This window comes from Nostoc sp. UHCC 0302, assembly GCF_038096175.1.
Lineage (GTDB): Bacteria > Cyanobacteriota > Cyanobacteriia > Cyanobacteriales > Nostocaceae > UHCC-0302.
The window spans coordinates 4,698,696-4,721,764 of sequence record NZ_CP151099.1; the positions used below are offsets into that span (position 1 = coordinate 4,698,696).

The following is a 23,069-nucleotide window of genomic DNA, read 5'->3' on the forward strand; positions in this document are numbered from 1 at the left end:
TTTGTTTCCATATAATCTTTCTCGTCTACTTTTTTGGGTAATATATCCGTTTTTATTTTCATAATATCTCAGGCATTTAATTAGATGTTTAAACACAGAGATGTATGGGTAAATGGTTTATTTTTTGCTTTAGCGATGTGGCTGTGTAGCAGATTGATTATCGCTGCTGCAATGTTTTTAATTACGCCTTTGCTTCCGACCCCATCAAATGGTGTACCTGCAACATTAAGCTGGGATACCTTCTTTGCTTGGGATAGCCTTTTATATAAAAAAATTGCAACTTCTGGTTACGATTATTCACTAGAAAGAAAAGAATATTTAGTTGCTTTTTTCCCTTTATTTCCCTTGTTAAGCCGTGCAGTCATGAGCATCGGATTGCCCTTTGAAGTGGCAGGCACGCTAGTCAATAATCTAGCATTTTTAGCAGCGCTGATTGTCTTGTACGCTTGGATAAATGAGCGTCATGGAATGATTACAGCCCGCTGGGTAACGGCTGTATTGGCGTGGTTTCCGCAGTCTTTATTTGGTACAGTTATTTACTCAGAAGGAGTATATCTCTTATTCAGTACAGCAGCTTTACGGGCTTTTGATCACAAACAAAATGGCTGGACAGCTCTTTGGGGTGCTATGGCTACTGCAACGCGTCCCACCGGCATAGCAATGATCCCCGCATTTTTACTTGTATCTTGGAAAGAACGCAGAGGCATAAAAGCTTACTTAGCGAGTTTAGCTACCGCTGGTGGTTTATTTCTCTACAGTTTGTATTGCAAAATTCAATTTGGCGATGCTTTGGCATTCATTAATGCACAAAAAGCATGGCGTCCCTCATTGGGTTTTGATTGGCAGGGGTGGTGGAAAATGCTCATGCAAATTACAATTGGCGCAGCAAATTGGAAATATGGCTGGATTAAAGACCCCTTGCATCCAGTGTTGTTTGGCATTATTTTAAGTTGTGGTTATATTTTATGGCGCTGCCATCAACGGTTAGGTACTGTTGCGGTGGGTTACGGCTTTGCTAGTTTAATTTTACTTCTATGGCTACTGGCAGGAGATCCATTAATTAATACAGTGACAGTTTTCGGTGGTGCTTATTTGTTATGGCATTTCCGCACACAATTAACTTCAATCACTGTGATTTATGGTTTTTGCGGTTTGGCGTTAATTTTCGCCTCTGGAGGAACTTGGTCACTTAGCCGTATCGCTTACGGTATTGTTTCACTAAGCGTAGCCTTGGGGATGTTATTTTCTCGTCACCCTCGTTGGGGATACCTAACGCTGCCGTTTTTTGCCATCTTACTTGCTAGCTTTACTATACGATTTTCCCAAAAACTCTGGGTAGGGTAGAGCATGAAATCAACAGATGAGAAGATATAGAGAAATTAGAAATAAGTGTTGTTATTTAGCGTGAGAAAACAACTTATTGAGCTAAACGCCGTTGGTTGGATGACTGGTGTGAGTGCCTTAATTTTGTTTGGTTGTAGTAGTTTCCGACATACGGTGTTTCAGTCGGGAGTTTTCGATTTAGGAATTTATGACCAAGTTATTTACTTAATCAGCCAAGGACAACCGCCTATTTCCTCTTTTTTAGGCTTTCATCACATGGGTAATCATGCAGCTTGGGCAGTATACCCATTGGCTTTACTGTACAAAATTTACCCAAGCCCTTACTGGTTGTTAGCTGTGCAAGCAGGGGTATTGGCTTTGGGTGCTGTCCCTACTTGGTATCTCGCCCTACAAGCAGGGTTAAAAGAATCCCAAGCATTAATAATTGCAGCAGTTTACTTGCTAAACCCGCTAGTCTTTAATGTCAATTTGTTTGAATTTCACCCAGAAGTGATGGCTGTTCCTGTGCTGCTAGGGGTGGTTTTGGCGGCGCGGCGAAATCAGATAGGGTGGTTTTGTCTAGGCATTATTTTTATTTTGGGCTGTAAAGCTGTATTATCGCTAACAGTTGCGATGATGGGCATCTGGCTGCTCGTGTTTGAAAAGCGGCGCATATGTGGTGTATTTGCCTTAATTGCTGGTATTAGCTGGTTTTTAATTGCTAGCCAGGTAATTATTCCGTTATTTAGCAATAATGAAGTAGCAGCAGTAGCACGTTACAGCTATCTGGGTAGCTCAGTATTAGAGATTGTTAGGAATTTGTTTTTGAAACCCTATTTGATATTGGGTAGGGTATTTTCACTAGAGACTTTAGAATATTTGCTACTGCTAGTTGCGCCCTTGATTTGGGGACTTGCACCAAGACATTTAACTCCTCTAGTAAGTGCTATACCAGCTCTGGTTTTGAATATTCTTTCCGATGAGCAAATGCAAAGAGACTTAATTCATCAGTACTCTTTGCCAATATTACCTTTTTTGATACTGGCTGTAATTTCTAGGGTAGCTACTGGTAGAGGATGGCTACGAACTAGACGGGTAATGAGCTTGTGGGCGTTAGTGGCATTTATAGTACTAGCAAAGTATGGCTTTTTTTGGTCACGATATCTGAGAACAATCGATACTTGGCAAGCAACAAGAGAAGCGATCGCCCAAATTCACACTAAAGGTGCTGTTTTAACTACCCACAGTATTGCACCTCATGTAACCCACCGACGCACAGTCCAATTTGTCGATGATATCAGTGGCGCTCCATCTGATTTTGTCCCATTTGAGTATATATTGCTGAATGTGCGCCACCCAGATGGTACTCGTAATCCAGAGTTTGCTGCCAACTTAGTAAATCAACTTAAAAAGAATCAATTGTTTCAACTGGGCTATCAGCGTGATGATGTTTACTTGTTTGTGAAACAGTCTCCATAAACTGATACTATTTTTGGCTGAAAAATGCTTGGAATATAGGCAGTTGCTTACATTTGTTATTGCCTAAATCCCAAATCCAAAACTGTACAGGTATGCCCAAACTTAAAAATATCTTTTTTAACCTGTTAATCATAGCTTTCTTGGTTTGCTTTGTATTAGCTATCAGGTTCAAACCAATCACGCAAGCTTTTGAACTAGATTATGATGAAGGGCTGAACTTAATTAAAGCACTTCTCTATTCGCAAGGTTTTTCTCTTTACACCGAAATTTGGAGCGATCAACCACCTCTTTTCACTGTCCTTTTATCATTATGGTTAAGTTTGTTTGGACAGTCTGTTGTTGCTGCACGCCTTTTAGTACTAATATTTTCAGCACTGTTGATGTGGTGCTTCTATCAAATCATTCGCCGCGAACTCGGAATTATACCAGCTCTTGTAGCAACAGTTTTTCTATTAACTTCCTGGCTATTTATTCGGATTAGTATTTCTGTAATGATTGGCATTCCATCAATATCACTGGCAATGCTTTCTATTTACCTTATCACTCTCTATAAACAGCATGATCAAAAGCGTTTCTTGATTTTATCTGGAATTTCACTAGCAATATCATTACAAACTAAGTTATTTACTATTTTTTTGATTCCTTTAATCTTATTTTATATCACCGATTTTAAATTTAACTTGGTTCAAGAAAATAAACACAAAAGACTATTATTTAATACCTTTGTTTTTTGGTTAACCCCTCTTCTGCTTCTTTATACTGTTATTTTATGTGCGTTTCAACAATTTTATAATTATAAACAGATATTTCAATCTCATTTAAATCAACCAACAGAACTAGGATTAGCAAATTTTAATAATTTGAATTTTATACTTGATATGATTAGTCAAGATTATGACTACATATTTTTATCTTCTATCGGTATATTAGCAATTTTTTGGAAAAAAAAAATAAATGGTCTTTTCCCTCTAACTTGGTTAGGAACGGCAATATTAATTTTATTTAACTATAAACCAATTTGGTATCATCACTACCCCTTACTTGCTATTCCTATTTGCTGGCTAGCTGCTTATGGAGTTGCTTTATTAATTGATTGCTTTTCTCAAAGCTGGAATCGAAATCTCAAGTTATGGAATATTAAAAAGCTAATATTCCCAAGTTTGGTAGTAGGATTATTAGTTGTTTTAATAATTGCAACTCCTCCTAATACTAAAGGAACTCCTGCGAAAAATTTAGAATTAATGCAACTTGTATTAAAACACAAGAGTTCTACCCAATGGCTGTTTACAGACCGTCCAATTTACGCTTTTTATGCTGGTTTGCGTGTTCCTCCAGAAATCGCAGTAATCTCATATAAACGACTAAACTCAGGTAGCTTAACAACTAAAGATATACTGGCTGTTTTACAGAATTATCGCCCTGAACAAATCGTCCTTGCCCGATGGAATTCTATAATCAAGGGTGATAATAAAATTATGGATTATATTCATGAAAATTACTCCAGAACTTATATTAATAAAGAAGGGACGGAGGAGCATTACATACTATCAATTAATAATAAAAATAGTAAAAAGTTGAAACTGAGAAATTAAATAGGTAGAGAGAGTAATTTGGCAGTTATTTACCCAAAATTAATATTTAATTACGTTACGGCGAAATTAGAGTGAAATCTTCAGCAGTACCAAGTATTTTACTGCTGGATAAATTTATTGTTTGTAAGCTGGCACTATCTAATAACAAATAAGCTTTGTTTAACGACATTTTTTGTAAAACTGGTACGCTGGCAGGAATGACTTTGCAATCACAATAAAAATTCAAACTAGGACGACCATAAGCAAAAGATGTGTAAATTGTTGTTCCTGATAAACCATGCTTGTGAATCAATGCCGCGACTGGTTTGACTGCAAAGGCTTCATTTAACTCCCAAATCCATGAGTGTGAACTCATCAACAGTATTAAAACTAAGTACATACCAGAAAATAAAACTGGAATAAATCGGCGATCGCGCTGTTTAATCAGCCATGCAGCGATGCCCATACTGATTGCCAACACAATGCTCATAACAATTAAGATAGGTTCTTCGTTTGCAGTAACAAAATAAACAACCCCTCCAAAACCAGCAATAGATATAACAGCCAAGAAGAATATCCAAATACGCGTTTTAAAATAATGTTGCTGCCAAACTTCATTCAGTTCAGCACCAACTGTCAGGGCAAAAAATGGATATATAGGCATGACATACCAGGGGAGTTTTGTTCTCATTAAAGAGATAGTGACTATGTAAACAATTGTGCCAATAATAATCAGGCAACTCCAGGTAGTATGACGTTTTTTCCAAGCTAGATAAAACCCTCCTGGGATAAACAACAGCCAGGGAAAACTATATTTGACTAACTCAATTAAATAGTACCAAGGAGGGCCACTATGATCTTCAACAGGTTGTGCAAGGCGATCAAAAGTTTGTGCGTAAAAATTAACTTGCAAGAAGTTGGCCCCATAATGTTGCCATTGGGCAATAAACCAAGCGATCGCCGGAGCATTTCCTAAAAAAATTCCCGCCCACAAATAAGGACTTTTCAGCAAAGCGAACTGTCTATCTGCAAGTAAGAATAAAAAAGCGATCGCTCCCAGCAATAAAACGATCATTCCCTTGGTTAGAGTAATTAGCCCTAAACAAAATCCCACACCCAAAGCATATCGCTGATTCTGACGTGCTTTGAGCAAGCAAAACAACAGCAGCAGAAAAAAAGTAATAATTGCACCATCTAGCATTGCTAGTCGTCCGTGACGCACCACAGGCAACATTGTCAAGTACACCAAAGCTGCAAATAAAGATGGTAAAATTTGGTTAAAAAGCGAACGGCCTACTAAGTAAAGTAAAGGTACTCCCAAAGCTGTTAACACAGCACTAGGTAACCGTGTTGTCCACTCATTCACGCCTCCGAGGGAGTAAGTCCAAGCTATTAGCAAGTGTATTAAAGGCGGCTTATTATGGTAAGGCTCACCTGCCAAAGTGGGGAAAAGCCAACGCATTGAACCGATTGGGGCCCGCCAAATTTCACGAGCAACCTGTGCCACAGTACCTTCATCCCAGTCTCGTAAGGGCGAGTTTCCCAAAAATATCAACCACAGAACCAGGGATGCCGCGAGTAAGCATAACAGCCATTCTTTTTCTCGGAATGGGCGCATATTTAACAAATTATAATAATTATCGACAATGAGATGATTCATTCCCATAAATATATAATTTTCTCTACTTAGATACGAAAAAATTATACTTGTATGAAAAATGCCAGCAATAATCTTACAGAAAAGACAGCAGAATTTCCGAAGTTCAGTAGCCCGCACAAAGCTAGAAGTAAAGCTGTGTTGTTCTTGGGGGCCTGTGGAATTACTTTACATTGGTATTTTAGATGAGTATATTGGTTCCATATATGAAGAGGTTAAAGCCCATCCTGTATATACTTTGAAGGAAACTGGAGATTTCACTAAAACATCAGAAACGCCAGCTAAATAAAGTCCTATTTTTATAGGGTATTTGTTGGTCTTGAAATCTGCCGTTAGAAAACTGTAAATGTGTTCGATTAAAGTTTGATATATTTTTAAGTGATCTTATGAAAAACTCAAGAAACTATTAACGGATTTTTAAATGTAAAACTAAACTGAAAGCAGTATATCTAGTTAAAAATATTACCTTACACAAGGTATCTTGATTAAAGAGATATCAAAGATATTACTAGACCTTTAGTATTTTGCTGATCAAGCTGTTGTTAAATACCGTATTTATACGGTAATAGTATACATAAAATTGTAATACTGTAAGGTTAATAATGTATAACCTGATTAACTTAAAGCGAATATCAGCGTACAAAAAGCTACTAACAACTTAGGCTGAGATATCAGCATCAAAAACAGAGTAAAACTGTAATCAAATTATTTTTCCTGAATGACTGAATAGTATCTAAGTTAGCCGCTAACTGCTTGTTAGCAATGCGAAACTATATTCAGTTGATTTGCGTCTATGTGTTTCTTAGCCTAAAAAGCAACATCCAATCAGTGAAAAATTTAACTTTTTCTTAAAAAGGAAGCAATGGCTGTAGGCAGTAAAATATACCTAATTAACAGTAAATTTAATAGTTCATGAGGCTCTTTCTGGGTAGATACTCCATTCTTCCTCAGTAATTCTTTATGAGAATCAAATAATTTACGAGTTTACCTTATTTACAAGGACATAAAACTCTAAAGGGTACTTTCTGCCGAATAAACTGTGTGCAAGCAATTAGCGATTACTGACTTTTTGTTAATCCCTGTTTTGATTTTCAGGATTATCAGAAAGCATTTAGCTATCTAATAACTATCAATAATCTGCTATGACGTACTGTCAGAACTATGACTGATAGTTCGACTTTTGAAGGAGCTATGAAGTGGAAAATAATAAGTCGTTTCTTTGGCCCGAAGGAATATTAATTGTACTGCTTGCCTTGGGCGGCACTTTGAGCCTTGGCTTGATGATGCTTATCAAACCAATTTCTTCGGAGGCTCAGAGTAGACAGAGCATAAATGTAAAAGATACTGGTGCAAATGCAGGAACTCAACAGCGCGTTGAAGCATTAAAGACGTTGATGCTTACAAGTTGGCAGCAAGAGGCACAAGCAAAGGGTCTTTCTGACGCTGTACCATCAAGCTTTCAAGGAGCAATAATTAGTACAGCAAAACTTACTCAAGGTCAGAAAGTTATTGCTCTAACATTTGATGATGGGCCTTGGCCTGAAACCACAGGGCAAGTATTAGATATCTTAAAAGCAAATAATATTAAAGGTACATTTTTTGTTGTTGGGCAGAATCTCAAAAATTATCCAGAATTAGGTAAACGGATTGTCAGCGATGGTCATGTTATTGCCAACCATACTTGGCATCACTGGTATCATTTCTTTAATCCACAGGCAGCTGCTTTTGAAATCGACAGCACAACAAACCTAATTTATCAAGTTACAGGTGCGAAAACAACTTTGTTTCGTCCCCCTGGTGGTATTCTGCACAATGGATTGGTTGCTTATGCTAAAAACCAAAAATACACTGTGGTAATGTGGTCATCTGACTCTACAGACTACAAACTACCACCTGTACCAAGGTTAATTAATAATGTGATTAAAGATTCAAAGCCTGGTGGTATCGTACTAATGCATGATGGTGGTGGTAATCGTTCTAGAACTGTCCAAGCTTTACCAGAAATTATCAGCAATTTTAGAAAGAAAGGTTATCGCTTTGTAACTATTCCAGAACTTTTACAGATACAAGATTCAGACCAAAGGTTGGCCACTCATAAAAAGTAATAATTATCAATAGTGAATAATAAATAAGTAAATAAAACTGTAATTAAGAGATAGTTATATGAATAATAAAAGTTTTTCTAGTATATACACTTGGTTACGCTTATTTAGTGTAACCGTTCATGGATTCATAATATAGCAGTTTTCAATTGGGTGAAGTATAGATATTCTTAGAGGCGCACCGCTGTGCGCCCCTACCCGTGTACCTCATTGAAATCAGAATTGCTATAAAAAAGGACGAAAACTATTAGGTTTTATGAGGCTACTTCCCACCAACCAAAAGCTGGCCCGATGAAACGGATGGTAACCCACCCAACAACCATAATGCCGATGCCTATCCAAGCACCACGAGTAGTCCAAGTAACAAATTGTTCACCTTGATTTTTGGTGATGGGAACCCAAGGCAAAACCCGAGTTTCTTGACCGTATTTTTCTCCGAGTTTAGTTTTCCGACGTTTTGCTTCACCCATAATCAGAAATTCAAAATTTAAAATTCAACTAAGGTTCTAAGTTAATACTGGCAGGCATATTACTTGCACAGAGCCGCTATTAATCGCATTACTAGTGCAAATTAAAAGTGTGGGCTTATGAAGTTTAGAATGTCTGAATAAGCTGATAATAGCGCTTGCTGTGAGCCGATCGCACTTGGGTTGACAAAACGTAAATTGTCATTGGTCATGGGCATGAGGCATTAGACTAAGCAGAATTTTCCTCACCAGTATTAGAAAACAGACCGGGATCAAGATAGTTAATGCGTGCTAAAGGACTCAGCGCAGCAAGAATTTGCGCTCCGTAGCTACGGTTGACTACACGACTGTCAAGCAAAGCAACGATACCTTGATTTTCTCTCAAGGGAGCGATCGCCCGCTGCAATTCATTCAAAGCAGCTGGTAATAAGAATAAACGAAACCAATCTTGATGCGATCGCTTATAGTGAGCTACTCTCCCAGCTACAAGGGGATTTTCTAAAGATGGTAAGGGCAAAGTAGCAATAATTAACAAATGAGGTGCAGGCAAGACTGTTTGATGTTCTCGCCAAAATTCCCAACCACTAATCAAAATACCATTATCATCCAAACAAGTTTTTTCTACCTGCACCCGCGAACCAAACTCTGAGGCTAAAATTGTCCCCACTTGAGCCTTGAGTGGCACATCTCCTACTAACACAACTGTCAATCCTGGTGCTGTGGCACTTAGACAAACAAGTGTCCGAACTTTGTGAATAAATGCCGCTTGAAATTCTGGGGTGTTGGGTAAGGGTAACTTATAAGGTACATACAATTGAATTGCTTCTGCTTGGCTATCAGAAGAGAACTTTAAACAAGTTACATCTTCCAAACCCAGACGCTGGCGGAACAGGGGAGCCTCTGTTTCCGATTCTAAAGCGCTGCCAATTAATACCACCGGTTGACGTTGCCAAATAGGTGAAAGTATTTTACCTAATTCAATTGGGGCATGGTGCAAAGAAAATAAACCCTGACGACGGGCAATAGTCGCCCAAAAAAGCGGAGGGGGGGAGGGGGGGAGAGGGAGAGCTGAATTATCGTCTATGTTTTGAAAGTTATGCCAGAAAAGTTTCCAAATCTCAGGTATGCTGGCTGATTCCAAAGCTGAATAAAGATCGCTTAAAATGTCTGCTTCTGGTTGAGAAATGAGGTAGCACTCATAAGGATTAGCAGGATGCTGGAATAGTTCGTGTGTTAATTGCGCTCGTGCTGAGCGAATTACCTCTGCTTGATTTGGACAAGCCAGCATCAGTTGATCCCAATCGTGGGGTTGAATAGTTTGGGTGAGCTGATGACGCACCCAATCTTCCAAATCATCTACCCCATCAATAATTGTCGGAATACCGTGAGGAAAGCGATCGCTTTGGGCTAACTGCCCTCTTAGCCAAGCTTCTGGGGAAGTTAACAGTAGCCCTTGGAACTCACTACCTGGCCAAGCGTCACCTGTCCTAATCGATTTGTTAGCTGGTAACCACTGCTGTAGCCGAGGAATTTCTACTTGCAACAGGCGCTGCTGTACTGTTTCTGGGGCAACAATAATTACAGGGCTATGCCACATCAATGCTGATGCGACAAAACTAGTGCGGTAGCGTCCTTGATACCCGCTAACCGCCCCCACCTGAATTAAGGCGCTACGTCCTAAGCGCAAGGCGCGTGCTACCAACCTTGCCATCGTCAAATGATGGGGCCAGGAAGGGAAACCCGCCTGCGATCGCAAAAAGTTATGTAGTGACAAATGAACTTCTGCCTCAATCACACGCTTTTAATCCCAAATACAAAGTGATTTTTACTTCCAATTGCCCCATTTCTATTATGTTGTCATTTGTCATTTGTCATTTGTCACTTGTCCTTTGTCCAAAACTAATGACCAATGACTAATGGCCAATCACCAATCACCAATCACCCTGAATTATGCCGACTTACACAGGAATTTCCAGCGAAGCCTTTAGACATCCACTGGATCGCCAAGCCGAGCAAAGTTTACGAAACTTACCAGGATTTGATTTAATCGCTCGTAAATTTGTGGAATTTGTCTACGAACGCCCGCAGTTAGTTTATCTAATGGGTAACACCATCCAAGTAGGGCCGCGTCAATATTCCACTATTTACCAGATATTTCGGGAATGTGTCCGAGATTTGGACATTTACCCAGAACCTGCACTGTTTGTCTCACAAAATCCCCAAGCTAATAGCTATGCATTGGGGCAAGAGAATCGTTACATAGTCATAAATACAGGGACACTAGACTTACTGGACGAAGCCGAGATTCGGGCAGTGCTAGCCCATGAACTGGGGCATATTAAATGTGGTCATACTATTTTAATTCAAATGGCGATGTGGGCGATGAGTGCTGCTTCTGCCTTGGGTGAATTGACCTTTGGCATAGGAAATTTTTTAAGTCAAGCCCTAATTTATGCCTTTTTTGAATGGCGGCGGAAAGCTGAGTTATCTGCTGATCGCGCTGCGCTGTTGGTGATGGATGACTTAAACCCAGTTATGTCTTCAATGATGAAAGTCTCTGGTGGTAGTATCAAATATGCTAATGAATGTAGTTTACAGGAGTTTATTCGGCAGTCAGAAAGTTATCAGGCATTAGATGAAGATGGGCTAAATCAAGTGTATAAATTCTTGATGTACAATGGCGCTCAAGGTACAATGCTCAGCCATCCTTTTCCTGTGGAACGCTTGCACTATTTACGGTCATGGGCAGTATCAGAAGAATACCAGGAAATTCGCCGAGGAAATTATCAGCGATCGCCCGCTTCAGGCTCAGTAAATGTCACAGCGGAATCTGCTGAAAATGAAGCTGAAACTTTGCGTCGTCAAATTGAAGAATTACGGCAGGAAATTAACAGAATGAAAAGGTCTGAATAATATTGATTCCTCAGTAAATTTTGGTAAGATGCATTAGGCTTATTTAACATACCCTTTAGAGTTAAAGAGTGTAAGGGTGTAAGAAAATTTTTACTATAATCCTACACTCATATACTCCTTCCAATACTTGTTCAGTTATATTTATCACTCCTAGTAATTACTTTGATGATAGCTACGAGTGATAAATGTAAAATAATACTATTTTAATTTAATCGATATATTTTTATTTATTATCGATAATCAAAGGTTGGCATAGAGAAAACATTATGTTGTTGAGCTTACTCCCGAGAGAAAATTTTTGTACAGCAGGGAACTCATTTGTTGACGCTAACTGTAGCATAATTTATCTTTTAGGATTGCTTAAAAACGGATAATACTTTCTAGTTGGACTACCACACCCTTAACGTTGTGATTTAAATGTTTATCAATATGGCAAACTTGACAAAACGGCTGTTTGTATTCATTAATGTTGTTGCCCTTGTCATCTTTCTACCTGGAATTGCCATTGCAGCACCTGTACAACTTAATGTTACTTCTAGTGTGATAGTTGCCCAACCGATTCAGACTGCTACTGATTCATTTTCAGATAATAGCCTGACTCCCCAACAAAGCCAGCAACTTCAAGCTGTCCGTCAAAGAAGAAATAGAGAAATTAATGCTGTTTTAAATACATCCCAGCGTACACAACTATCTAATAAATTACGTGCTGGTAAGAATATCAATGAAGCGCTAGAAACATTGAATTTACAACCAGAACAACAAGAACTAGTAGAAGCTATTCTAAAATTTACTAACTTGAAGATGAAAGCAATTTCATCTCGATATTCCCTAACAATAAGGTAGAAATGAAGGTATCTATACCTTTATCAAAACAGAATAAAGGCGTCAGTCGCCAGAATGGGCTGCGCCCCGCTACGCTAACAGAATTGAAGCTTCGACACTTAAGAGCGGGACGCTCCACGTAGCTTGCTTCCCCGGAGGTAAGGGCGCACTTGTGCTGAGCATAGTCGAAGTAGCCGAAGTAGTCGAAACTCAGGGCATCGCTTCTGAATTCTTCTTCAATTTTCTGCCACTAGTCTAAGATTCAGGGTGGTAGAGTCCATTTAGATAGAGAATTTTCGAGACTTGTGTACACCGTAGCCTTGGCAAGGGGGGACTACAGGGAAATTGCAACTAGCGATCGCACATCACTTTAGGCGATATCATCATCTGCAAAGCCCAAATATCTCTTACTCTCAACTTTTGCAGCATCTATAATTAATCTTGCCCTATTTAGTTCGTTACCATGTCGGAAGAAGATATCCGGGCCGCCAGGCTGGAGAAAGTAGAACAACTCAAGCAGCTAGGGACTAATCCCTATGCCTATCGTTGGGAATCTACCCATCATGCAGCGCAGTTGCAAGAAAAGTTTGCCGATTTACCCAGCGGTGAAGAAGTTGATTTAGAAGTTGCTATAGCCGGACGCATTATGGCGCGTCGCGTTTTCGGTAAACTGGCTTTCTTCACTTTGCAAGATGAAACCGGCACAATTCAGCTTTATCTAGATAAAAATCGCATCCAAGAAGGGATGGCAGATATTGATGCCGATGCCTTCAATCACCTGAAGCAACTTACAGATGCAGGTGACATCCTGGGAGCAAAAGGTACTATTAAACGGACTGAAAAGGGCGAGTTATCTGTCTACGTTAAACAATATACTATCCTGACTAAATCCCTGTTGCCCCTACCCGACAAGTGGCATGGATTAACGGATGTTGCCAAGCGCTACCGTCAGCGCTACGTTGACTTGATTGTAAACCCCGAAGTGCGGCAAACTTTCCGCCGTCGCGCCCAAATTACTGCTGGTATTCGTCGCTATTTAGAAGAACGAGATTTTCTAGAAATTGAAACACCAGTTTTGCAAAGTGAGACTGGGGGTGCAGATGCACGTCCATTTATCACCTACCACAACACTTTAGAAATGGAGTTGTATTTGCGAATTGCCACAGAACTTCATCTCAAACGGTTGATTGTGGGTGGTTTTGAAAAGGTGTTTGAATTGGGGCGGGTTTTCCGCAATGAGGGAATTTCGACTCGACACAATCCCGAATTTACGACAATTGAAATTTACCAAGCCTACGCCGACTACAACGATATGATGGCGTTGACTGAAGGGATTATTACTACTGTCGCCCAAGATGTACTCGGCACATTGCAAATCACCTACCAAGGGGAACCTATAGATTTAACACCACCTTGGCGGCGAGTGACAATGCATGATTTAGTCAAAGAATTTACTGGCTTAGATTTCAACTCTTTTCAAACTTTAGAAGAAGCAAAAACAGCAAGTAAAAATGCTGGGATACCTGATGTAGATGAAGCCAAATCAATTGGCAAGTTACTGAATTTAGCTTTTGAAGAGAAAGTAGAAGCCAGTTTAATTCAACCTACCTTTGTAATTGATTATCCAGTAGAAATCTCGCCCCTAGCAAAACCCCACCGTTCTCAACCTGGTTTGGTGGAAAGATTTGAGTTATTTATCGTAGGGCGAGAAACTGGGAACAGCTTCTCAGAACTTACAGATCCCATCGATCAAAGAGAACGCCTAGAAGCCCAAGCTGAAAGAAAAGCTGCTGGTGACTTAGAAGCCCAAGGTGTAGATGAAGACTTTCTGACAGCCCTTGAATACGGGATGCCGCCTACGGGTGGTTTGGGGATTGGGATTGATCGGTTGGTAATGTTATTAACTGATTGTGCCAGTATTCGGGATGCGATCGCCTTCCCATTACTCAAACCTGAAGGCAGCGTTATTAAGCAATTTACCTATGAGCCAAAAACTCAAACACTGACTATTGAATTTGATAGTGGTAGTGTTTACGAGTATTTCAAAGTACCTCCCAGTGTCAAAGAAGACTTAGACAATGCCCCGTCTAAAGGTCAATACTTTAACAAGTTCATTAAAGGGAAATTTAAGTTTGAACAGTTGAGTTGAGCTAGTAAGTACCATTCAACAGTCGGGTGCGTTATGGCTTTGCCTAACGCACCATTTTTATTACCTAAGTTGCACTCACTTATTCTATATGATATTCCTTTAAAAGAATAATACTATTGACATTCCTTATAAAGAATACTAGACTTTGAGGTAGGAAGTGGGCTAGACGTGGGAACTTTATCTAGATGTCAATGGGGAAATCCCCAAAGATTTGCTTGCTTTATGTATCAGGATGATTCCTGAAGAAGAGCAACCAGAAAATCTACCAAAACCATTACTAAGTGCTTCCGAAACCAAGCGTCTGCAAGTTAATCTTGGCTACTTGTGCAACAAAGGACTTGCATCACTCCCCAGCGGCATCTTTGAGAATTTAGAAGATGACCTGTATGAGTTACGTCTGACCAAAAACGAACATAATCCAAGATTTATCTTAACGACTACTACCCCTCAGCGGTTTGTGATGCTACACGCCTTTATGAAAATATACGACCACGCTATTAAAGATAGAGACAAAGAACCTGCAAAAGTTAGATTGCGTGAATTGCAGCAGAGGGAACAGTAATGAAAAAGCCTAATTTTCAAGCTTGGTTGCAGCAAAAGGTAAGCGACGACCCAGAGGTGATTTTGGCAGGCAAGCTAGAGTACCTGCGTCTCTATCTTACCGATGCTATGCGGGAAATACGTAACAAAGCAGGATTGACTCAGGCGCAGCTAGCGGAAAAACTGGGAGTGCAGCAAGCGGCGGTGTCAAAATTGGAGTCGGCGCTAAAGGAGCATGAGTTGGAATCAGTGTTGCACTATTTACATACATTGGGTGCAGACTTACTAGTAGCCGTCAAACAAGGGGATGACTTATATCAAGCCAGCGATAACGAAGGTCTATTGCTGGTAGATGTACCAGATGTAGTTTTTCAAAAGGCATTGGCGGCAAATATGAGCGTGCGGGAATATGTCCGCGTAGCGATTGAGAAGTTTTCCAGCGAGGATGATGGACTAAAAACAGCTTTGGTAAAACTGCTGGAAAGTGACGATTTAGTAGCGGTGAAAGTGAGAGAGCATTTGAGTTCAAGGACAATTGAAGAAATCGCTGTAGAGTTGGAAAAATGTTTGAGTCTTACAGAGGAAGAAGAGCGGATTTTTGCTGTAAAAAATGTGTTGGCCGCTAATGTGGCAGTTGGAGAAAATAATCGCGAATCCAGTAATGAAATCGATGAGATTGAGTTGTTGGATTTAGCAGAAGAATTAGTGGATAAGTTGGCAGATTTTTTTGATAAGTATAAGTAAATATTAGTTTAATTAATATGGTGAAAGGTTTTGGTGTTGAAAAGCAAAAAAATAAGGAACAAGATGATAAAGGCTATATTGATTTGCTACATAAATTATTAAAAGCAACTTCAGATAGCCAAGGTAAGTCAGAAGTTTTGTATCGGCTGCTACGTGCTAATTTAGATGAATTGAATGATAAGTTTGCTCAAATATTGTGCGAATGGGCTACCAAGAACTTATCCGACAAGAAGTCAGAAGAGGCACTTATTATTGCGTTCGCTCTTCACGAATTCAGTTATTCACTTTCGCGTTTTCCATTATGTAATCAAGCTAGTCATCTGGAGATAGTTATTACTGGGTATGAAGCTGCATTAACAGTTTTGAGCCGTGATCGCATTCCTTTAATGTGGGCAACTGCCCAAAATAATCTCGGCAATGCCTACCGCGATCGCATTCGAGGAGAGCGATCTGAAAACCAGGAAAAAGCTATCCTCTGCTGGACAGAAGTTTTACAAGAACCTACCCGTTCCCGTTTTCTAGATTACTGGGGCAATACCCTAATTAATCTTGGCGCTGTCTTGTGCGATCGCATTCTCGGTGATCGCTCAGAAAATTTAGAACAAGCAATCCACTGTTTAACAGAAGTTATAAAAAAATGCACTTCTAGGAACTTTCCCGAACAATGGGCAACGGCTCAATATAATCTTGGGAAAGCCTATAGTGAGCGTATCCAAGGTGACAAATCCGACAACATTGAACAAGCTATCAATAGTTGGCAACAAGCCTTACAGGTCAGAACTCGTGAAAGTTTTCCCAAAGATTGGGCAAGCATCCAATATAATCTTGGCGGTGTTTATTTAGAGCGCTTTCCAGGAGAAAAGTCTGACAACATCGAACAAGCCATAGAGTGCTATACAAAAGCTCTAAAAATCTACAGATGCTCAGGCTTAACTGAAAAATGGGCAAAAACTCAATACAATCTTGGTATGGCCTACGAGAAACGCATCCAAGGAAAAAAATCTGACAACATTGAACAAGCTATCAACTTTTACAGGCAGGCATTGCAAGAATGTACCCCAAATAGATTTCCTGAAGTCTGGGCCAGAACTCAACATCAACTTGGCCAAATCTACATGGAACGCATCCAAGGGGAAAAAGCCGAAAACATCGAGCAAGCTATTCACTGTTTCCAAGAAAAGCTAAAGGTAAGAACCCGCGATCGCTTTCCTCTAGAATGGTTAAACACGCATTTTGACCTCGGTATCGCATATGAAAGACGCATCCGAGGGGAACGAGCAGAAAATATTGAACAAGCTATCTTTTGTTGCACAAATACACTACAAGAATGTAGCCCCTCACGCTTTCCAGACAATTGGGCGCTGACTCAATTCAATCTTGGCATAAGCTACAGAGAACGCATCCGAGGGAAACGAGTCGAAAATCTCGAAAAAGCTATTCATTGTTTAACACAAGCGCAACAAATATTCTCCCGTGAACGTATCCCTAAAATGTGGGCAAACACCCAAAACATTCTCGGAGTAGTTTATTGGGAGCGCATTCGAGGGGAAAAAGCCGAGAACATAGAAAAAGCTATCCATTGTTTCACTGAGGCGTTACAGTTTATAACTCGCGAAGACTCTCCCCAAGACTGGGCAAAAACTCAAAATGTCCTCGGCAATGCTTACGGTGACCGTATTTTAGAGAATAGAGCAGAAAACTTAGAACAGTCTATCCATTGTTTTCAACAAGCCTTGCAAGTATATACCCGTGAAGACTTTCCCCAAGAATGGGCATTAGTTAAATGTAATCTTGGCATTACCTATGAAGACCGCATAATTGGGGAAAGAGCGGAAAACCTCGAACTTGCTATTTGCTGTTTCCAAGAGTCACTGCAAGTCAGAACTCGCGATCGGTTTCCTCAAGAATGGGCACAAACCATGCACAATCTTGGCTTTGCCTACAGTGACCGCATAATAGGAGAACAAGCAGAAAACCTTGAACTTGCTATTAACTGTAATGAAGAATTGCTAATAGTAAGAACTCGTGAAAGCTTTCCTGAAGAATGGGCAAATACCCAGTGGAGTTTTGGTAATTACTATACAAAACGTCTTCGAGGCGAAAGAGCAGAGAATATCAAACAAGCTATCCACCATTACACGCAAGCTCTACAAGAATTTACCTCCAGCGCTTTTCCTCAAAAATGCCTCTCAGTTGGTAGAAGCCTCGGGAATGTAGCTTTCATCAATCAAATCTGGGATAAAGCTATCTTTGGCTATGCTGCTGCGATTGAGGCTGTAGAAACTAGCCGCATTTGGGCAACGTCTGAAACTCGTCGCCAAAAAATTCTCGAAGAAGCCATCGACATTTACCAAGAGATGGTGCAAGCTTGCATCAACGCCGGACAACTAGAAAAAGCATTTGAATATTCAGAGCGATCGCGTTCCAAACGCTTGGTAGACTTAATGGCAAGCTACAGCCTATATCAAGGCGAAGAAATCCCCCCAAAAGTTCAAAAATTATTACAGCAATACGAAGAACTACAACGGCAAATTGATCAAGAATGGACGCGCCATCAATCTGAAAAGAACCCTATTGAAACACGCGCTAAATTCCAAGCTTATAATGAAGCGATCGCATCTTTAGAAACCCAAAAACAACAAGTTTGGGAAAGTCTCAGACGCGAAGATCCCGTACTAGCTGGAGAAATTCAAGTTAACCCCCTCAGCTTGTCAGAAATTCAAAAGCTAATTGACCAAACCAATACAGCTATCCTCAGTTTCTACACTACCAACAGCGACACCCATATTTTTGTTGTCAAGCAAAACCAAATTACTCTCCACACTTGTACTGGACAGGGATTAGAGACGTTGCAAGACTGGATTAAGCAGAGTTGGTTATTGCCTTATATAAATGATTCCAACAAATGGAAAACTCAAACTAACAGTATTCTCCGCGAACTAGCTGAACGCCTACAAATATCTGAACTCATTTTTCAACATCTTCAAGGAATAGAAGAACTAATTTTAGTCCCTCATCTATTACTGCATCAAATTCCCTTGGCTGCTTTGCCTACAGGAGAATATCAGGAATACTTAGGAGATAAATTTCTGATTCGTTACACCCCAAGCTGCCAAATTTTAGAATTTTGTCAACAACGTGACAATGTAGAGACGTTGCATACAAGGTCTCTACAATATGGCACTGTGGAAGATGCTCAAGATAACCTTCCTTGTGCCAGTTTTGAAGGTGAGAAAATAGCTCAGTTACATAACATTCCCAGAGAAAAAAGATTAATCGGCAGTAGTCAAGCCACCTGTAAAAACTATCGCCAGTTAGTACAACAAGTTCAAGTACTCCACTCTTGCCATCACGCCCAATCTCGTCTAGATAATCCTTTAGAGTCCCAGTTAAAATTAGCGGACGGTAGTATCACATTGGGACAGTTGATGACACCAAGTTGGCGCTTTCCGCAACTTTTTGATGTTTTTTTGTCCTGCTGTGAGACAAATTTAGGTAATCCCTCCCTCACTGATGATATTCTTACTCTCTCTACTGGCTTTTTATGTGCTGGAGCTAGAAGTGTTGTGAGTACTTTGTGGGCAGTAAATGACCTAGCAACAGCATTATTTTCTATTTTCTATTATCAGCAACGACAACAAGGTAAAACCCGTCCTGAATCGCTACAGCAAGCGCAGATTCAGCTGCGTCAAGTGAAAAAAGAAGATTTGACAGAAATATCTCAGCAGGCAGAACTGGGACGCAAAGAAGCTAGAAATAAGCGACAACAATACTTACCTGGTTCTACTGAATATTTGGAGTGCGATCGCGAGTATAGGAAGTATGCTGGCGTTACACTGGAGATTTCTAAAGTAAAAAATTCTCCTGAGAAATTTCCCTTTTCACATTCTCGTTACTGGGCTGCATTTATTTGCCAAGGTTTACGGTAATAACAACTCTATCTACTCATCAACCTGATTTAGATTTGGTAAGAATTCAGAATTTAGTGTTTGAGCTACAGTGTAAGGACATATTTCTGGAAAAACTTGTTCACCCAGTTGAGTCTCTCGAATCGCCAAAGCCAAACCTAGTTCATAAACAACGGGGAAAATTTCATCTAGATAGGGTTTCAAACTAGGACTATCTTGCAGAAGCAGCTTAATTTGGACACGTTGCTCCCGAATTGTACCTAACCAACTATTGCTGCGTTTGTCTGATTGAAACTGCCATTTCAGCAGATGTCCTAGCAATACTCCTAGCCGATTTCTCAATTCTTGCCGTTCTCTTCTGCCCAAAGTTTCAATTTCTTCAATTAGGTTAACCGTATCTAACTGCTCCCATTGTTGATTTTTGAGCAAGCTGACCTGTTCTTGAGTCCAGGCATAGAAATCTGTTTCATAGAGATGATATGTGTACATCTTTTCAACAGCCATACGCTTCTATTTAGGAAAACCTGATAATCACTCTTATATAAAAATAAATAATGGGTGGAGCGATGCCTACGGCAGCAAGCTACGCCCCACCCAACTTAAAATCTTAATAACTAATAACTAATTTGCTACTTCAGCTATCTCAATAACCCGCCCTTCATAATCCTTGACCAAAAAATTCAGGGGCTTTTGGTTACGAATTTTAAACTTTAAACCGCGCATTTCAACTCGCATTAAAATCAGTTCCAGGCAGTCGTGATCAAAGCAAACGTGACGTTGCTGATTTTTTGTACCTAAACTCGCGCCATTAATGACGTGTAACTGGGTATTTTTCTTCAGTTGATACCACAGCCCATCATTAGCATTGTTCATCATTCTGCTGGACATGGTGGGGCTGGCTGACATATAAAGCGGATCAATCCCAGTAGCCCCTATGGTTTGTTCGTAGTTGTAGTAGTAGTGCAAAGGCACTTCAGCTGCTGGCAAATCTAGCAGCCCTTCATACAACTGTCGTGCTACCTCTAAGTCTGACACCATAACTGTGTGGACTTTCGGGGCGCTAGTGAGGAACATCCACATAGCACCAGCATAGGCTGCTAGCAACATCACCATGATGCCTTGGGTAGAGAATAAGCTATCCAAGGGCAGGGAAGGCAAAAAAGAGCCTAAAGTCACAGGATTGAATAAGAACGATATGACACTAACTGCTATAACCATGAACAAATTTAAGGATTGTATAAAGAGAGGCGCTTTTATGATGGGCGATTAAGACTAAAATTAAGTCTTTGTTTCTAGTTTATCAATAGTCAACTAATCTGAGTCTCAGCTACAAACTGAGCAACACGCTAGATATTATGCGAATAACTATGAGACTATGAGTCTCAAAAATATTTTAACAACTATCAACTGCAAGGCTCGTGCAAATTCCACATTTTCCCGAAGCTAATCATCCCCTAGTTAAGTCGCTGTTTCATGAAACTGACAATGAACTACTGACTCTATTTCAGCGCCATCCAGAGGTCGGTAAGTATTTTACGGTGATTTTTTGCCGCTATAGCCCGATAGTGTACACTTTGATTCGGCATTCGGCGCGATCGCCTGTGCAAGCAGATTATCTGTTTGCCCTCACTTGGCGGCATATCTACTACGAACTTGGTGGACTAAATTTAACTAGCCCTCAATCAGGGGAAGAAACCCTAACCCTGCAAAATTGGTTAATCAACGTGACAGCTTTCTGTATTAACGAAATTCAACTACCACCCACAGAAGCAATTCATTATTCTCTGCAAGCGACTTCGCCGCCGCTATGGTGTTATGTAGAACAAGCATTAGACCAATTTCCAGCAGTTTTACGCTTGATAGTGTTGATGGCTCAAACCTTCCACTGGAGTGAAACTAGAATCGCTGCTTACCTACAAGCAGAAGGTGAAACGATCACCCCTATTGAAGTAGCAAATTTTATTCAAGAAGGCTATCGTATGCTAGAAGATAAATTACCCGCAGATATTCGCGCTATTTACTTGGGTGAAGATTGAGGTCAATCACACCTTAAGTATAATTGCGTATATTGCTTGTTTTTTAATTGAGAAATTAAAACTTCTTCTTAGACCTTCTACTTAAACCCGAAACTCCAAGGGTAAGTTTTATGAAACAACGCTATATATTGCCAAGGCATTCCATTTTAGATAGGGACTGGGTACTGGGTACTAGGTACTGGGTATTAGGAAAAATCCAGTTTCAGTTCATAGTACAAGCCCCTGAATTTCTTTATATGGTTCCTAATCTCCAGTTATCCACGCAGCGCTTTGATAAATTCCAGTTTTGCACCTTTTACCTTTTACTGCTCACTTTCCTGCTAAGTCCCATAGCAGCAGGTGCAGTTGATATTACGCAACAACTCCACCGTCCTTTAAATAGTTCGGTTGGACGGCAGCTAAGAGATGAAGCAGACAGTTTACTAAATATCGGTGAACAGCAGTACAAATCAGGATATCCCGATAAAACAATTGCTTCTGGTTTGCAGGCATTAGAAATTTATCACTCAATCGGGGATGTCAAAGCACAAGGTCTGACTTACAATTTGCTTGCTAAAGCTTATGTCCAACAAGGTCGGCTCAAAGAGGCAGATGATGCTTTACGCCGAGGATTAGCGATCGCTCGTGATACTCAAGACTTTCAATCTCAGATTTTTTTACTCAATAACATTGGTACATTTTTACTGCAACAGGGCGAAACTCCTGCTGCTGGTAAGACTTTAGAGGAAGCACTGACAATTGCTCACAATGTTAAAAATATTGAAGGAGAAGGGCTGTCTTTGAGTAATTTAGGTTTGGTTGCTGCCAGGGAGAGAGATTATAACAAAGCAATTAAATTGTATGAAAATGCTTTAATTTTCCGTCGTCAAACTGGTAATACCATTGCCCAAGCAAATACTCTAAATAATTTGGGTGACGCCTACCTAGCATCTGGAAATTATCAGGATACAATTGGCAGCTATGGTGCGGCATTGCGGATAGCTAAAACCAATAGCGATCGCCCCAATCAATTACGAGCAATTGATGGCTTAGTCACAGCTCACACCGTTGTAAAACGCTATGAACGTGCCTTTGATTTACTAGAACAGCGTTTGGCGCTCGCTAACGAATTACAAAATTTGCACGAAGAATTGAAATCTTTCGAGTCTTATGCACAGTTGTACGAGCAAGTGGGTAATTATCCAACTGCCCGCAATTTTTACGAAAGAGCAATTACACTGGCGCGGCGATTAGAAGACAGCAAACGTGAAGTATTTTTGCTCAACAGGCTCACTAAAATCCAGAAGCGCTAAAGTTAGTTGAAATTATTTAGTCATGAGCCAAGAGTTTTTGACTTTTAACTCTTGGCTCTGGACTCT

Annotated in this window: 17 protein-coding genes and 1 pseudogene; 13 read left to right on the forward strand and 5 right to left on the reverse strand. The window is 40.1% G+C overall.

Going from position 1 to position 23,069, the window contains the following annotated elements; translation table 11 throughout:
- The first annotated feature begins 84 nt into the window (after positions 1 to 84).
- The 3 genes from WKK05_RS20385 (at position 85) to WKK05_RS20395 (ending at position 4,394) form a co-directional block, all read left to right on the forward strand.
- A complete protein-coding gene (locus WKK05_RS20385) occupies positions 85 to 1,344 on the forward strand; it encodes a mannosyltransferase family protein (RefSeq protein ID WP_341524917.1) in 1,260 nt (419 codons plus the stop codon).
- Positions 1,345 to 1,404: 60 nt separating this feature from the next.
- Positions 1,405 to 2,802, forward strand: coding sequence for a DUF2079 domain-containing protein (locus WKK05_RS20390; protein ID WP_341524918.1), 1,398 nt, complete (start codon positions 1,405 to 1,407; stop codon positions 2,800 to 2,802).
- Positions 2,803 to 2,894: 92 nt separating this feature from the next.
- Complete coding sequence (locus WKK05_RS20395; RefSeq protein WP_341524919.1) at positions 2,895 to 4,394, forward strand: glycosyltransferase family 39 protein; 1,500 nt, start codon at positions 2,895 to 2,897, stop codon at positions 4,392 to 4,394.
- Positions 4,395 to 4,449: 55 nt separating this feature from the next.
- Here the strand turns inward: WKK05_RS20395 and WKK05_RS20400 are convergent, their stop codons facing one another.
- Positions 4,450 to 5,991, reverse strand: coding sequence for a glycosyltransferase family 39 protein (locus tag WKK05_RS20400; protein WP_341524920.1), 1,542 nt, complete (start codon positions 5,989 to 5,991; stop codon positions 4,450 to 4,452).
- A 190-nt stretch (positions 5,992 to 6,181) separates the two neighbouring features.
- Between WKK05_RS20400 and WKK05_RS20405 the strand changes: the two are divergent.
- Together WKK05_RS20405 and WKK05_RS20410 are read left to right on the forward strand one after the other, a co-directional pair.
- Positions 6,182 to 6,319, forward strand: a pseudogene (locus WKK05_RS20405) (glycosyltransferase); the annotation flags it as partial.
- Positions 6,320 to 7,226: 907 nt separating this feature from the next.
- Entirely contained in the window at positions 7,227 to 8,135 is a 909-nt protein-coding gene (locus WKK05_RS20410; RefSeq protein ID WP_341524921.1) for a polysaccharide deacetylase family protein, read from the forward strand.
- Positions 8,136 to 8,386: 251 nt separating this feature from the next.
- On the opposite strand, the gene WKK05_RS20415 is transcribed toward WKK05_RS20410, so the two are convergent.
- Positions 8,387 to 8,602: a DUF2839 domain-containing protein gene (locus tag WKK05_RS20415; protein WP_341524922.1), complete on the reverse strand. Its 216-nt coding sequence runs from the start codon at positions 8,600 to 8,602 to the stop codon at positions 8,387 to 8,389.
- 226 nt (positions 8,603 to 8,828) lie between these two features.
- On the reverse strand, positions 8,829 to 10,394 hold the full coding sequence (locus WKK05_RS20420; RefSeq protein WP_341524923.1) for an ATP-dependent DNA helicase: 1,566 nt from the start codon (positions 10,392 to 10,394) through the stop codon (positions 8,829 to 8,831).
- A gap of 155 nt (positions 10,395 to 10,549) precedes the next feature.
- On the opposite strand from WKK05_RS20420, the gene WKK05_RS20425 reads away from it, so the two are divergent.
- From WKK05_RS20425 to WKK05_RS20450, 6 genes are all read left to right on the forward strand, one after another.
- A complete protein-coding gene (locus WKK05_RS20425) occupies positions 10,550 to 11,512 on the forward strand; it encodes a M48 family metallopeptidase (RefSeq protein ID WP_341524924.1) in 963 nt (320 codons plus the stop codon).
- 429 nt (positions 11,513 to 11,941) lie between these two features.
- Entirely contained in the window at positions 11,942 to 12,355 is a 414-nt protein-coding gene (locus WKK05_RS20430) for a hypothetical protein (RefSeq protein WP_341524925.1), read from the forward strand.
- Positions 12,356 to 12,797: 442 nt separating this feature from the next.
- The gene (gene lysS, locus WKK05_RS20435; protein WP_341524926.1) at positions 12,798 to 14,483 is read left to right on the forward strand and encodes a lysine--tRNA ligase; all 1,686 of its coding nucleotides are present in this window, start codon (positions 12,798 to 12,800) and stop codon (positions 14,481 to 14,483) included.
- A 232-nt stretch (positions 14,484 to 14,715) separates the two neighbouring features.
- A complete protein-coding gene (locus tag WKK05_RS20440; RefSeq protein WP_341524927.1) occupies positions 14,716 to 15,045 on the forward strand; it encodes a type II toxin-antitoxin system RelE/ParE family toxin in 330 nt (109 codons plus the stop codon).
- Entirely contained in the window at positions 15,045 to 15,767 is a 723-nt protein-coding gene (locus WKK05_RS20445) for a helix-turn-helix domain-containing protein (RefSeq protein WP_341524928.1), read from the forward strand. The genes WKK05_RS20440 and WKK05_RS20445 overlap by 1 nt, the downstream gene beginning before the upstream one ends.
- A gap of 17 nt (positions 15,768 to 15,784) precedes the next feature.
- A complete protein-coding gene (locus WKK05_RS20450; RefSeq protein WP_341524929.1) occupies positions 15,785 to 19,696 on the forward strand; it encodes a CHAT domain-containing protein in 3,912 nt (1,303 codons plus the stop codon).
- Between the two features lie 12 nt (positions 19,697 to 19,708).
- Here the strand turns inward: WKK05_RS20450 and WKK05_RS20455 are convergent, their stop codons facing one another.
- Both WKK05_RS20455 and WKK05_RS20460 read right to left on the reverse strand, forming a co-directional pair.
- On the reverse strand, positions 19,709 to 20,164 hold the full coding sequence (locus WKK05_RS20455) for a DUF29 domain-containing protein (protein WP_341531134.1): 456 nt from the start codon (positions 20,162 to 20,164) through the stop codon (positions 19,709 to 19,711).
- A gap of 132 nt (positions 20,165 to 20,296) precedes the next feature.
- Positions 20,297 to 20,893, reverse strand: a complete 597-nt coding sequence (locus WKK05_RS20460; protein ID WP_341524930.1) for a glyoxalase-like domain protein — start codon at positions 20,891 to 20,893, stop codon at positions 20,297 to 20,299.
- Positions 20,894 to 21,093: 200 nt separating this feature from the next.
- Between WKK05_RS20460 and WKK05_RS20465 the strand changes: the two genes are divergently transcribed.
- Together WKK05_RS20465 and WKK05_RS20470 are read left to right on the forward strand one after the other, a co-directional pair.
- Positions 21,094 to 21,711, forward strand: a complete 618-nt coding sequence (locus WKK05_RS20465; RefSeq protein WP_341524931.1) for a sigma-70 family RNA polymerase sigma factor — start codon at positions 21,094 to 21,096, stop codon at positions 21,709 to 21,711.
- Between the two features lie 236 nt (positions 21,712 to 21,947).
- Positions 21,948 to 23,003 (forward strand): tetratricopeptide repeat protein, encoded by a 1,056-nt coding sequence (locus WKK05_RS20470; RefSeq protein WP_341531135.1) that lies wholly within the window; start codon positions 21,948 to 21,950, stop codon positions 23,001 to 23,003.
- The last annotated feature ends 66 nt before the right edge of the window (positions 23,004 to 23,069 follow it).